Source organism: Embleya scabrispora DSM 41855, assembly GCF_000372745.1.
Taxonomy (GTDB): Bacteria; Actinomycetota; Actinomycetes; order Streptomycetales; family Streptomycetaceae; genus Embleya; species Embleya scabrispora.
The window spans coordinates 1-12,651 of sequence record NZ_KB889669.1 but is presented as its reverse complement, the minus strand read 5'-3'; the positions used below and the strand labels follow the sequence as shown (position 1 = coordinate 12,651).

Here is a 12,651-nt window from a genome sequence, read left to right as displayed (position 1 = left end):
GAACGCCTCCACCGGCCCCCGCGAGCGGTCCGGATCACACTCCGCCGGGGAATCCCCTTCCACCACGATGGGTTGGTCCTTGAGTTGGGCCGGCGACGATGGACGGGCGGCCGACACGATCGGTAGTAGCTCTGTACAACTGGTAGCTCTGTGTACACGTGGTAGCTCTGTACACCGGACAGCACGACACGGGGCCGGCCTGGGAGGTCAACGAGTGAGCCACCACGTCCAGCGCGCGATCACATTGGGAGCGCGCCGGGGGGCACCTCGTCGAATCGCGACGCTGAGCGTTCACACCTCCCCGCTGCATCAACCCGGCACCGGCGACGCCGGTGGCATGAACGTGTACATCGTCGAACTGAGCAAGCGGCTGGCCGCGCTCGGCATCGAGGTGGAGATATTCACCCGCGCCACCGGCAGCGACCTGCCGCCGGTGGTCGAGATGGCACCGGGGGTCCTGGTCCGGCACGTCACCGCCGGACCGTACGAGGGCCTGTCCAAGGAGGACCTGCCGGCTCAGCTGTGCGCGTTCACCTCCGGGGTGCTGCGCACCGAGGCGATGCGCGACCCCGGGCATTACGACCTCGTGCACTCGCACTACTGGCTCTCCGGCCAGGTCGGCTGGCTGGCCAAGGAACGGTGGGGTGTGCCGCTGGTGCACACCATGCACACGATGGCCAAGGTCAAGAACGCCTCGCTGGCGGGCGGCGACGCCCCCGAACCCCGGGCCCGGGTGATCGGCGAGTCCCAGGTGGTCGAGGCGGCGGACCGGCTGGTGGCCAACACGATCGAGGAGGCCGATCAACTGATCGACCTCTACGACGCGGCCCCCGAGCAGGTCGCGGTGGTCAACCCCGGCGTGGACCTGGAGACGTTCCGCCCCGGTGACATGGCCGACGCGCGCCGCCGGCTGGGGGTGCCGGTGGACGCCACGGTGATCCTGTTCGCCGGTCGCATCCAGCCGCTCAAGGCCCCCGACGTGCTGCTGTACGCGATCGCCCACCTGTTGCAGGCCGATCCCGCGCTGCGCGACTCGCTCGTGGTCGCGGTGGTCGGCGGCCCCAGCGGCAACGGCATGGCGGCGCCGGAACACCTGCACAAGCTGGCCGCGACACTGGGCATCCACGACGTGGTCCGATTCCAGCGGCCGGTCCGCCAGGACGTGCTGGCGGACTGGTACCGCGCGGCCACCGTCGCGGTGGTGCCCTCCTACAACGAGTCCTTCGGCCTGGTGGCCATCGAGGCCCAGGCGTGCGGAACCCCCGTGGTCGCGGCGGCGGTCGGCGGCCTGCCCACCGCCGTGCGCGACGGCGTCTCCGGCACCCTGGTCCGCGGCCACAACCCGGTGGACTACGGCCTGGCCCTGCGCGATCTGATCCGCGCGCCCCGACTGCGCGAGGACTACTCCGACGGTGCGATCCGGCACGCGGCGGCCTTCGGATGGTCCTCGGCGGCCGCCTCGATGGCCGAGGTCTACGCCGACACGCTGGCCCGCAGCGCGGCCCCGCGTGGGCGGGTCGTGGGCGGGCAGTAGCGTCGAGGCGTCGAGACGAATGGGGTGGGTCGTGGAAGCCGAGAAGGATCGGGCCGCGGAGACCGTCCGCGCGGCCCTGAAGGACGCCGGCATCGAATGGGAGCAGCCCGCGCCGACCACGTTCGTCGCGGTGCTGCCGGGCACGCGCAAGCTCAAGACCGCGGTCTCGCTCACGGTGGGCGCACACACCCTGGCGGTGAGCGCGTTCGTGATCCGGCACGCGGACGAGAACCACGCGGCCTTCTACCGCTGGCTCCTCGAGCGCAACGTGCGGATGTACGGCGTTGCCTTCGCCGTCGACAACCTCGGCGACGTGTACCTGAACGGCCGGCTGCCGCTGGCCGCGGTCAGCGTCGACGAGGTGGACCGGATTCTGGGCGTGGTGCTCCAGGCCGCCGACGACAGCTTCAACACGCTCCTGGAGATCGGCTTCGCCGCCTCGATCCGCCGCGAATGGGACTGGCGCGTCGAACGCGGCGAATCCCTGAAGAACCTGGAAGCCTTCGCCCGCTTCGCGGCCCCGGAGAACCGCTCCGATCGCCTGGATTAGGCTCCTGGGCATGGCTGATGCTCTCTACAAACTGATCCTTCTGCGGCATGGCGAAAGCAAGTGGAACGAAGCCGGACTTTTCACCGGCTGGGTCGATGTCGACCTGACCGAAAAGGGTGAGAAGGAGGCCGCGCGCGGCGGGCAATTGTTGCTCGACGCGGGCGTGCTGCCGGACGTTCTGCACACCTCGCTGCAGCGCCGCGCGATCCGCACCGCCCAGCTCGCGCTGGACGTGGCCGACCTGAACTGGCTGCCCGTGCGTCGCTCGTGGCGGCTCAACGAGCGGCACTACGGTGCCCTCCAGGGCAAGGACAAGAAGCAGACCCTGGAGGAGTTCGGCGAGGAGCAGTTCATGCTCTGGCGTCGCTCCTACGACACCCCGCCGCCGCCGCTCGCGGACGACGACGAGTACTCGCAGTTCGCCGACCGCCGGTACGCGTCGCTGCCGCAGGAGATCCGGCCGCGCACCGAGTGCCTCAAGGACGTCGTCGAGCGCATGCTCCCGTACTGGTACGACGCGATCGTGCCGGACCTGCTCGCCGGCGACACCGTCCTGGTCGCCGCGCACGGCAATTCGCTGCGCGCCCTGGTCAAGCACCTGGACAAGGTCTCGGACGCCGACATCGCGGGTCTGAACATCCCCACCGGCATCCCGCTGCTGTACGAGCTGGACGCGAACCTGCGCCCGCTCACCCCGGGCGGGCGCTACCTCGACCCGGAGGCGGCCGCGGCCGCGATCGAGGCGGTCAAGAACCAGGGCCGCAAGTAGGTACGAACATCGGGTGAACATCCCATCGGCTCCGCACGGGGCGCCCACCTGTCACGGAAGGGGTCGGGCGCCCCGCGCGCGCCGGGCTCGTGGACCCGAGCGCCGGTTCAGCGACCGCAACTGCCCCCACAATTGCATGCGGAACCGGACTTACAGCCACAGCCGCAGCTGGACGGGCAGTTGCAGCCCGGCGTGGGGGCCTGCGGCTGGGGTGGGGTCTGCGGGTCGGGCATGACGACCTCCGAACGATCACCGGTGACAGGCGTGGCGCACGGATGAACGACACATGAAGATCTGCACGATGGACCCTCTGGACGGTTTCACCCGTTCGGAGCAGCTCTACCCTGGAACATGTGGACGTGAACGTTGCTGCTGCCGCTTTGGCCGCTGTATCCGGATTGGCCGTGGGTGTGGCCGGCACCCTGGCCTTCCGCTGGAGTGAGCGGGCCCAGGGCAGAGGCACGGCCGCGGCGGCTGCCGCGGCCCCGTCGCTGCCGCCCGGAGTGGCCACGGTGCTGTCCGTGCTGCGCTCCTCGGCGGTGGTCCTGGACGAGTTCGACACCGTCGTGAAGGCGAGTTCGGCGGCTTACAAGTTCGGCCTGGTCCGCGGGGACCAACTGGTGCCCGCCGATCTGCTCGCGATGGCGAAGGAGACCAGACGCGACGGCGAGATAAGGCAGCGGGATCTGTTGTTGGCCCGCGCCGACGGGGAGGCGCACGAGTTCGAGGTGTCCGCCCGGGTCGCGCCGCTGGGGTCGCGGCTGGTGCTGCTGCTGGTCGAGGACCGTACCGAGGCCCGCCGGGTGGACGCGGTGCGCCGCGACTTCGTGGCCAACGTGAGCCACGAGCTCAAGACCCCGGTCGGTGCGCTGTCGTTGCTGGCCGAGGCGGTCATGGACGCCAGCGACGACCCCGAGGCGATCATCCGCTTCGCGGGTCGCATGCAGATCGAGTCGGCCCGGCTGACCAACCTTGTGCAGGAGCTGATCGATCTGTCCCGGGTGCAAAACGATCATCCGCTGCATCACGTGGGCCCGGTGCCGCTCGACGAGTTGGTGGCCGAGGCCGCCGACCGCTGCCGACAGGCCGCCGAATCCAAGCAGATCACCCTGGCGATCGGCGGAGATCGCGAGCTGATCGTGCCGGGGGACCACAATCAACTGGTGATGGCACTGGGCAACCTCGTGGAGAACGCGGTCAATTACAGTCCCGCGCGGACGAGGGTCGACATCGAGGTCAGAGCCGAGGCGCGGATGGCCGTCATCACCGTTTCCGACCAGGGGCTGGGCATTCCCCAGCGCGACCTGGACCGAATTTTCGAGCGGTTCTACCGCGTCGATCCGGCCCGTTCGCGGGCCACCGGCGGTACCGGCTTGGGTCTGTCCATCGTCAAGCACATCGCGGCGGGCCACGGGGGAGAGGTAACCGTGCGCAGCCTGGAGGGTGTGGGATCCACCTTCACCCTGGTGCTGCCCTTCAAGTCCAGTACCTCTCAATCGATGTCGATGACATCGTCGACCCCATCCATGGAGGCTTCACGATGACCCGTGTGCTCGTCGTCGAAGATGAAGAGTCCTTCAGCGACGCGCTGTCGTACATGCTTCGCAAGGAAGGCTTCGAGGTGGCCGTCGCCGCCACCGGACCCGAGGCCCTGGAGCTGTTCGACCAGGGCGGCGCCGACCTGGTGCTGCTCGACCTGATGCTGCCCGGCCTGCCCGGCACGGAGGTGTTTCGCGGGCTCAGGGCCAAGTCCAACGTGCCGGTCATCATGGTGACGGCCAAGGACAGCGAGGTGGACAAGGTCGTCGGTCTGGAGATCGGCGCCGACGACTACGTCACCAAGCCGTATTCCACGCGCGAGCTGATCGCCCGGATCCGCGCCGTGCTGCGGCGCCAGGGCGGCGAACCCACCGACGAGCCCCGGGCGATCGAGGCCGGGCCGGTGCGGCTCGACGTGGAGGCGCATCGGGTCACCGTGGAGGGTCGGCGGATCGACCTCCCGCTCAAGGAGTTCGACCTGCTCGAAGTGCTGCTGCGCAACGCCGGCCGGGTGCTGACCCGGATGCAGCTGATCGACCGGGTGTGGGGTGTCGGCTACGTGGGCGACACCAAGACGCTCGACGTGCACGTGAAGCGGCTGCGCGCCAAGATCGAGCCGGACCCGGGCGCCCCGCGCTACCTGGTCACGGTGCGCGGTCTCGGGTACAAGTTCGAGCCCTGATCGGGCCGGGGGCGGCACCGCCTCTTGCATACGACGGCGCCCGTGCCACCCACCGGACAACGGTGGGTGGCGCGGGCGCCGTCGTATGTGTCCGTCGCGCGGATGCCGGGTGCGGTCAGCCGCCGGCCGGGGCCGACGAGCTGTTGCGCGGCGGCGTGCTGCCGGCCGCACCGGTGTTGCCCGTCGCGGGCGTCGTCGCGTTGCCCGTGCTGTTGGCGGGAGGCACGGTGGCGGCGCCCGTGACCGGTGCCGCCGAGGTCGGCGGGGCCGGCGGCGGCGGGGTGAACGCCGGGGTCGGCTTGAGCTGCGCGTAGTAGCTCGTGGGCGAGTGCACCGACACGTCCAGCGAGGTCTCGCCGGCGGTACCGAACGCGAAGGTCACCCGGCGGAACGAGCCGGCCTCCACCTTGGCGGCGTCCGGGAAGACCAGCGGGCCGAGGAAGGTCTTGCCCAGCGGGCTGTCCGGCGCCACGTCCTTGGGCGGGTTGACCATGTACACGGCGCCGCCGGCCGGGATGGTCAGCGGACCGCCCAGAGCCTGACCCGCGCCGTCGACCGTCACCTTGGTGATCGTCTCGGGCTTGGTGCCCTCGTTGAACAGCGCACCACCGAGCGCGACCAGGTGCTTGCCCGGGTCGCCCGTCACCAGCTGAACGTTCTGGATCTTGAGCGAGCCGAACGCCGTACTGGCGGTGTCGGGCTTGATCTCGTTGGTCTCGGCGTCCTTGCCACTGGCGCAGCCCGCGGCCAGGGGAAGGACGACGGCGATGGTGGCGGCGAGGGCGCCGCGTCGAAGGCTGCGGCTCACGGCGGCGGCATCTCCTTGAAGATCTTGGATCGAGGACCGGTCAGGACGACCGGGGACAGCGTACTCAGCCCGCGCTGACGACTTGTACGCGGCTCACCGCGCCGGCGCTCGGCTTCGACCGGGTCGAGTCGGCCGGATGATCTCGAACAAGGGACCGACACCGCTGGGGCCCGTGTGACATATGGGTCGTCGGAGAGTGGTCGGCTCGCGACCGGGAGGAGTTGTATGTCCTGTTTGTTCGAGTCCTGCGGGTGTGGGGTTCCCTGTCCCAGCACGGCCACGGGCCCGTTGTCAAGCCCCGACTAAGGCTCTGACCTGCGCAAACGTCATTCAGTAGGGGCGTGTCCCGTGTTACCCTAGAAAGCCACGGAAGGGGTACCTGTCACATGACGTTCAAGGTTGGCGACACCGTGGTCTACCCCCATCACGGGGCCGCGCTGATCGAGGCGATCGAGCAGCGCACGATCAAGGGTGTGGACAAGACCTATTTGGTGTTGAAGGTCGCCCAGGGTGATTTGACCGTCCGCGTGCCTGCGGACAACGCGGAATTCGTCGGTGTTCGGGACGTGGTGGGCCAGGAAGGGCTCGACCGCGTCTTCGAGGTGCTGCGCGCTCCGCACACCGAAGAACCGACGAACTGGTCACGACGTTACAAGGCGAACTTGGAAAAGCTCGCTTCCGGTGACGTTATCAAGGTCGCGGAGGTCGTGCGCGATCTATGGCGCCGCGAGCGTGACCGCGGCCTGTCGGCAGGCGAAAAGCGCATGCTGGCGAAGGCTCGGCAGATCTTGGTGAGCGAGTTGGCGCTCGCCGAGAACACGAACGAGGACAAGGCCGAGGCCATCCTCGACGAGGTTCTGGCTTCCTGAGCCGTAGGATCCGCCCGTCGATGACGGACGAATCCGCCGGTGCGGTGTCGACGCCATGTGGCGTCGGCGCCCGGGTGGTTTGAGGGGACTTCGTTGAACGCTGCGGTCCTTGTGCCCGCTGCAGGGCGTGGTGAACGGCTCGGTCCCGGTGCGCCCAAGGCGTTGCGTGAGCTTGGGGACATCCCGATGCTGGTGCACGCCGTCCGGTCGCTGTTGGCCGCCCGCGGGGTAACCGCGGTCGTGGTCGCCGCACCGCCGGACGGTGTCGCCGGTGTCCGGGATCTCTTGCGTGCGCATTTGCCGGCGAAATCACCCGTACGGGTGGTCGCAGGCGGTGCGACACGCCAGGAATCGGTGCGATTGGCGCTCGCTGCCGTGTCGCCCGAGTACGACGTCGTGCTCGTGCACGACGCCGCGCGGCCGTTCGTGCCGGCCGAAGTGGTGGAGGCGGTGATCGCCGCCGTCGCCGACGGGGCCGACGCGGTGGTGCCCGCGTTGCCCGTGGTGGACACGGTCAAAGAGGTTGCCTCGGCCGACGGCGCGGAGACGGTGGTGCGCACCGTCGACCGGTCGCTGCTGCGCGCCGTGCAGACCCCGCAGGGCTTTCGCCGCGCCGTATTGGCGCGCGCGCACGCCGAGGCCGGCGGGTTCGGCGGGGAGGGTGCGACCGACGATGCGGGCATGGTCGAACGCCTCGGCGGCACGGTCGTGGTGGTGCCCGGTTCCGAAGAGGCGTTCAAGGTGACCCGTCCGTTCGACCTGTTGCTCGCCGGCGCGCTCCTGGCCCGCCGCGCGCAGGCGGGGGACGAGCCGGCGATCGGCGCGGAGAGTACGGAGATCGACGTTGCCCGGTGAACACACTCCCCGTGTCGTGCTGCCCCGCACCGGCATCGGGGTGGACGTGCACGCCTTCGAGGAGGGCCGCGAGTTGTGGGTGGCCGGTCTGCACTGGCCCGGGGAGACCGGGCTGGCCGGCCACTCGGACGCCGACGTGGTCGCGCACGCCGCGTGCGACGCGCTGTTCTCGGCGGCCGGGATCGGTGACCTGGGCGCGCACTTCGGCACCTCGCGGCCACAGTGGTCGGGGGCGTCCGGGGTGACCCTGCTGACCGAGGCGGCGCGGCTGGTGCGCGCGGCCGGGTTCGAGATCGGCAACGTCGCGGTGCAGGTGATCGGGGTACGGCCGAAGGTGGGCCGGCGCCGGGCCGAGGCCGAGGCCGCCCTGTCGGCCGCGGTCGGCGCGCCGGTGTCGGTGTCGGGCACCACCACCGACGGACTCGGCCTGACCGGGCGGGCCGAGGGAGTGGCCGCGATCGCCACCGCGCTCGTGGTGGCGACCTGAGTCCACCGGCGATGATCGTTGTCCGAACCGAGGGATAACGGGGAACGCCACGCCGCCGCGACGCTCTAAGCTTGCGCGTGTGAGCATGCGCCTGTACGACACCAGCACCCGCACGGTCCGGGACTTCGTGCCGCTTGTCGAGGGACAGGTCTCGATCTACTTGTGTGGTGCCACCGTGCAGGCGCCGCCGCACATCGGGCACATCCGATCGGGGCTGAACTTCGACGTGCTGCGCCGGTGGTTCGCCCACCGCGGCAACGACGTCGTGTTCTGCCGCAACGTCACGGACATCGACGACAAGATCATCGCGAAGTCCTGCGCGCAGGAGATTCCGCACTGGCAGCTCGCCCAGACCAACGAGCGCGCCTTCGCGGACGCCTACACCGCGCTCGGCTGCCTGCCCTCGACGGTGGAGCCCCGGGCGACCGGGCACATCCCCGAGATGATCGCGATGATGGAGCGGCTGATCGCGACCGGACACGCCTACCCGTCCGGTGGCGACGTCTACTTCGACGTGTCCTCGTTTCCCGCCTACGGCGCGCTCTCCGGGCAGAAGCCCGACGCGATGCGCGAGGCGGAGGACGCGGGTGCGGGGGCGGCGGGCAAGCGGGATCGGCGCGACTTCGCGCTGTGGAAGTCGGCCAAGCCCGGCGAGCCCTCGTGGGAGACGCCGTGGGGGCTCGGTCGTCCCGGGTGGCACCTGGAGTGCTCCGCGATGGCGCACAAGTACCTGGGTCCCGCGTTCGACATCCACGGCGGCGGGCTGGATCTGGTGTTCCCGCACCATGAGAACGAGATCGCCCAGTCCAAGGCGGCGGGCGACCCGTTCGCCAACTACTGGATGCACAACGCCTGGGTCACCCTCAGCGGTGAGAAGATGAGCAAGTCGCTGGGGAACTCCGTGCTCGTGACGGAGATGCTCAAGCGTTGGTCGCCGCTGGTCCTGCGGTACTACCTGGCCACCCCGCACTACCGGTCGATGATCGAGTACAGCGAGGAGGCCCTGCGCGAGGCCGAGGTCTCGTTCGGGCGGATCGAGGGTTTCCTGGAGCGCGCGGGCGAGCAAACCGGGGTGATCGAACCGGCGGCGCGGGTGCCGGCGGTGTTCGCGGCGGCGATGGACGACGACCTGGGCGTGCCGCAGGCGATGGCGGTCGTGCACAACACCGTGCGCGACGGCAACACCGCACTGGCGGCGGGCGACAAGGACGCCGTCGTGCGGCATGCGGCGGACATCCGGGCGATGCTGGGCGTGCTCGGCATGGACCCGCTGTCACAGCAGTGGACGGCGGGCGCCTCGGCCGGCCGTTCGGACGAGCTGCGCGGGGTGGTCGACCACCTGGTCAAGCTCGCCCTCCAGCAGCGCGAAGCGGCGCGGGCCCGTAAGGACTACGCCGCGGCGGACGCGGTCCGGGACAGCCTCACGGCTGCCGGGATCGTGGTGGAGGACACCCCCAACGGCCCCCGGTGGACGCTGCACCGGGACTGAGCAGGCAAGGGCCCCAGCGCCCGACGAGAACGTGCCGTACGGCCGGATCGCCACGAGGTGGCGGGCCGGCCGTACGGTTGTAGTGGCGGTCGCCCTCCGGAGCGGCCGGGATCGCAACGAAGGGATGTACCCGTCATGGCCGGCAACACGGAGCGCCGTAACAAGCGCAACGAGGGAAGCAAGAAGGGGCCCTCGGTCGGTACTGGTGGGCACAGCCGCCGGGCGCTCAAGGGCAAGGGGCCGACCCCGCCCGCGGAGATGCGCAAGGGGCACGCCAAGCAGCGTGCCGCCAACGCCGCGGCCAAGCGCAAGGCCGCCGCGCCGGCCGCCCGCCGGGCCCCCGGCGGCCGTCCCGGGCGCGGCGGCAAGAGTTCGAACGAGCTGGTCGCGGGCCGCAACTCGGTGCTCGAGGTGCTGCGCGCCGAGGCGCCGGCCACGTCGTTGTTCATCGCGCAGTACATCGACAGCGACGACCGGGTGCGCGAGGCGATGAAGATCGCCAACGTCCGGGGCATCCCGCTGATGGAGATCCCGCGTCCCGAGCTGGACCGGATGACCGACGGCGCGATCCACCAGGGTCTGGTCCTGCAGATGCCGCCGTACGAGTACGCGCATCCGGACGACCTGGTGGTCGAGGCGCACGACCGGGGCGAGACGCCGATCATCGTCGCGCTCGACAGCGTCACCGACCCGCGCAACCTGGGCGCGGTGATCCGCTCCGCGGCCGCCTTCGGCGGTCACGGCGTGGTCGTGCCGGAGCGGCGTGCGGCCGGAATGACCGCGGGCGCCTGGAAGTCCTCGGCGGGTGCGGCCACACGGGTGCCGGTGGCTCGGGCGGCCAACCTCACCCGCGCCTTGGAGGCGTACAAGAAGGCGGGCCTGACCGTGGTCGGCCTCGCCGCCGACGGCGACATCTCGCTGGAGGAGTTGGCGGCGGCGACCGACCCGATCGTGGTGGTCGTCGGTTCCGAGGGCAAGGGCCTGGGCCGGCTGGTCCAGGAGACCTGCGACATCACCGTGCGGATCCCGATGGCGGGCGGCAACGAGTCGCTCAACGCGGGTGTCGCGGCGAGCATCGTGCTCTACGAGGTGGCCAGGCGCCGCGCAGTGTAGCGCTACGCGGGGGCCGGCCGGCCCCGCATCGGGTAATACGCGAAGGACCGCATCCTCGGGGGACCTCGCGCGGTTATTGATGCGTGGACACCAGAACGGAAGGCAGCTTCGGCGGTGCTGTCGGGCTGTTGCCCTCGCCCTCGGCAGTGCGCGACCCCGGCGATCCGGCGTCGGTCGCCACCCCTTCGAAGACCCTGCGAGTGGTGATCGCCGGTCCCGGGACCGGCGGCGCCGGCAGACCCGTGCCCGGAGCGCGTGGGCCGGCGGACGACGTCACCACGCGGTTGCCGGCGATCCGGGACGACGGCTCCCGGCGGCGGGTGCCGCCCGCGCGTCGCGACCCGGGCGCCGGGCGCGAGCGGGACGGCACCGCGACGCCGGCGCACGGGCGCCGGGCGACCCTCCAGGGCGGCACGGTGCTGTTGCCGCTGCGGCTGTTCCTGGGCGGGGCGTTCCTCGTCGAGGGGCTGCGCAAGCTCTACGCACCGGGCTTCCTGGACCCGGGTTCGACCGACTCGTTCGGGCATCGCATCGGGGTGCTGCGGGACGGCAGCCTGTCGCCGTCGGTGATGGACCTGGCCGCCGACCACGCGATCGGGGCCGGCCTGCTGTTCGCGTTCGGGCAGGTGGTGGTCGGCTTCGCGGTCGTGCTGGGGCTGTGGACCCGGCTCGCGGGTCTGCTCGGCATGCTGCTTTCGCTGGGCGTGCTGATCGCGGTGGGCACCGGCTCCTCGCCCTATCACGCGCCCTACGTGGTGTTTCTGGCCGCGTTCAGCCCGTTGGCGCTGGCGGGAGCGCCGATGTACTCGGCTGACGCGTGGTTGTCCTTGCGCACCTGGCGCGGCCCGATCATCACTCCCGTACGGGCCCGGCGGCGCAAGCTCGGCTACGGCTCGATGCTCGCCTGCGCCGGGGTCGGTACGACGCTGCTCGCGGGCTCGTTGCTCGGCGGCGGTCACCGGCACCTCGACGAGTCGGACACCGGCCGGATCGTCGACCGGGAGCCCGCGACCTCCACCGCTTCCACCGCCCCGGTCGCTCCCGAGGCCGCGCAGCACGGCGATGCGGTGGCCACCCAGCCGCGTCCACCGATGACCGAGCCCTCGGCGGCGGCCGTGCCGGGCAGGGAGAACGCACAGCCGCAGAGCACGCCGCGCCCGACGACCACTCCCTCGCCCACCACCAGGACCGGCTCGGGCGAGGCCAAGTCGGCCTCGCCGGAGGCCGGCACGGAGAAGAAGTCGGCCCGGCCCTCGACGCCGGCCGCCGGATCGGCCGGCTCCACGAGCTCGACGGCCGGTTCCCCCGGCGGCGCGCGCGGGCCCGCCGGCAGCGCCGGCAGGCCACTGGGCGGCCTGCTCGGCTGACCCCCGGACGTCCGACGTGCCGCAGGGCCCGCACCATGTGCGGGCCCTGCGGCACGTCCTGCCGCGTCGCGGTCGTTTCAGCCGGTGATGTTCCGATCCGCGACCACGTGGTGGATGTGCACGTGGACGACCTGTTCGCCGTCGACCGGCTCGCGATCGATCACCTTGTCCGCGCCCATGTACCGCGCGGCGATCCGACTCGGCCAGATCCTCAGGTCGTCCGGTTCGGCCGAGATCCGGGCCTCGCCCTCGACCACGACGTACGCGTACGGCGGCCGGTCGTCGTCCACGCACAGGCTCACGCGCGGATCGTTGGCGAGATTGCGGCCCTTGACCGAGGACGCGAACGTGGTGAACACGAGTTCGACGGTGTCCCCCCGATCGTCGAGGTCGAACCAGATCGGCGTCACGTGCGGTCGGCCGTCGGGGCGTACGGTGGCAAGCTTCCCGGTGCGGGGACCGGCCAGGAGGAAGGCCCGCCATTGGGTCTCGGTCATGCGTTCCATGCTCCGAGTTTGGCTGCTTTGTTGGGCGACTTCGTCGCCGGCTCGCGAGGCACCACTTTTTTGCTCCCCCGCTTCGCTCCTCC

Annotated in this window: 13 protein-coding genes; 11 read left to right on the top strand and 2 right to left on the bottom strand. The window is 70.8% G+C overall.

All coding sequences use genetic code 11. The annotated features are described in order from the left end of the window. Positions 1-214: 214 nt before the first annotated feature. The 5 genes from mshA to A3IC_RS0122090 all read left to right on the top strand — a co-directional run bounded on the left by mshA (position 215) and on the right by A3IC_RS0122090 (position 5,074). Positions 215-1,534 carry a D-inositol-3-phosphate glycosyltransferase gene (gene mshA, locus A3IC_RS0122110; RefSeq protein WP_052173703.1) on the top strand — a complete coding sequence of 440 codons (1,320 nt, stop codon included), beginning with the start codon at positions 215-217 and terminating at the stop codon, positions 1,532-1,534. A gap of 19 nt (positions 1,535-1,553) precedes the next feature. Further along, entirely contained in the window at positions 1,554-2,084 is a 531-nt protein-coding gene (locus A3IC_RS0122105) for a type III secretion system chaperone family protein (RefSeq protein WP_020552238.1), read from the top strand. A 10-nt stretch (positions 2,085-2,094) separates the two neighbouring features. After that, positions 2,095-2,853, top strand: coding sequence for a phosphoglyceromutase (locus tag A3IC_RS0122100; protein WP_020552237.1), 759 nt, complete (start codon positions 2,095-2,097; stop codon positions 2,851-2,853). 353 nt (positions 2,854-3,206) lie between these two features. After that, positions 3,207-4,397, top strand: a complete 1,191-nt coding sequence (locus A3IC_RS0122095; protein WP_079026596.1) for a sensor histidine kinase — start codon at positions 3,207-3,209, stop codon at positions 4,395-4,397. Next, the gene (locus tag A3IC_RS0122090; RefSeq protein WP_020552235.1) at positions 4,394-5,074 is read left to right on the top strand and encodes a response regulator transcription factor; all 681 of its coding nucleotides are present in this window, start codon (positions 4,394-4,396) and stop codon (positions 5,072-5,074) included. The genes A3IC_RS0122095 and A3IC_RS0122090 overlap by 4 nt, the downstream gene beginning before the upstream one ends. Positions 5,075-5,189: 115 nt before the next feature. On the opposite strand, the gene A3IC_RS0122085 is transcribed toward A3IC_RS0122090, so the two are convergent. Next, complete coding sequence (locus A3IC_RS0122085; RefSeq protein WP_020552234.1) at positions 5,190-5,882, bottom strand: hypothetical protein; 693 nt, start codon at positions 5,880-5,882, stop codon at positions 5,190-5,192. 386 nt (positions 5,883-6,268) lie between these two features. Here A3IC_RS0122085 and A3IC_RS0122080 point away from each other — a divergent pair, with 386 nt between their 5' ends. From A3IC_RS0122080 to A3IC_RS62510, 6 genes are all read left to right on the top strand, one after another. Beyond that, entirely contained in the window at positions 6,269-6,751 is a 483-nt protein-coding gene (locus A3IC_RS0122080; RefSeq protein ID WP_020552233.1) for a CarD family transcriptional regulator, read from the top strand. A 57-nt stretch (positions 6,752-6,808) separates the two neighbouring features. Continuing rightward, a complete protein-coding gene (gene ispD, locus A3IC_RS55830; RefSeq protein ID WP_052173701.1) occupies positions 6,809-7,606 on the top strand; it encodes a 2-C-methyl-D-erythritol 4-phosphate cytidylyltransferase in 798 nt (265 codons plus the stop codon). Beyond that, positions 7,596-8,093 carry a 2-C-methyl-D-erythritol 2,4-cyclodiphosphate synthase gene (ispF, locus tag A3IC_RS0122070; protein ID WP_026218575.1) on the top strand — a complete coding sequence of 166 codons (498 nt, stop codon included), beginning with the start codon at positions 7,596-7,598 and terminating at the stop codon, positions 8,091-8,093. The genes ispD and ispF overlap by 11 nt, the downstream gene beginning before the upstream one ends. A gap of 79 nt (positions 8,094-8,172) precedes the next feature. Next, positions 8,173-9,582 (top strand): cysteine--tRNA ligase, encoded by a 1,410-nt coding sequence (gene cysS, locus A3IC_RS0122065; RefSeq protein WP_026218574.1) that lies wholly within the window; start codon positions 8,173-8,175, stop codon positions 9,580-9,582. Between the two features lie 135 nt (positions 9,583-9,717). Beyond that, entirely contained in the window at positions 9,718-10,695 is a 978-nt protein-coding gene (gene rlmB / locus A3IC_RS0122060; protein ID WP_020552229.1) for a 23S rRNA (guanosine(2251)-2'-O)-methyltransferase RlmB, read from the top strand. Positions 10,696-10,778: 83 nt separating this feature from the next. Then, positions 10,779-12,062 carry a TQO small subunit DoxD gene (locus A3IC_RS62510; RefSeq protein WP_052173699.1) on the top strand — a complete coding sequence of 428 codons (1,284 nt, stop codon included), beginning with the start codon at positions 10,779-10,781 and terminating at the stop codon, positions 12,060-12,062. Positions 12,063-12,139: 77 nt separating this feature from the next. Here the strand turns inward: A3IC_RS62510 and A3IC_RS0122050 are convergent, their stop codons facing one another. Further along, a complete protein-coding gene (locus A3IC_RS0122050; protein ID WP_020552227.1) occupies positions 12,140-12,568 on the bottom strand; it encodes a PPOX class F420-dependent oxidoreductase in 429 nt (142 codons plus the stop codon). Positions 12,569-12,651: the final 83 nt, after the last annotated feature.

Coding starts and splice junctions, on each gene's coding strand:
- A3IC_RS0122105 (WP_020552238.1), top strand. CDS start 1,554: ATGGGGTGGGTCGTGGAAGCCGAGAAGGATCGGGCCGCGGAGACCGTC.
- A3IC_RS0122100 (WP_020552237.1), top strand. CDS start 2,095: ATGGCTGATGCTCTCTACAAACTGATCCTTCTGCGGCATGGCGAAAGC.
- A3IC_RS0122090 (WP_020552235.1), top strand. CDS start 4,394: ATGACCCGTGTGCTCGTCGTCGAAGATGAAGAGTCCTTCAGCGACGCG.
- A3IC_RS0122080 (WP_020552233.1), top strand. CDS start 6,269: ATGACGTTCAAGGTTGGCGACACCGTGGTCTACCCCCATCACGGGGCC.
- rlmB (WP_020552229.1), top strand. CDS start 9,718: ATGGCCGGCAACACGGAGCGCCGTAACAAGCGCAACGAGGGAAGCAAG.
- A3IC_RS0122050 (WP_020552227.1), bottom strand. CDS start 12,568: ATGGAACGCATGACCGAGACCCAATGGCGGGCCTTCCTCCTGGCCGGT.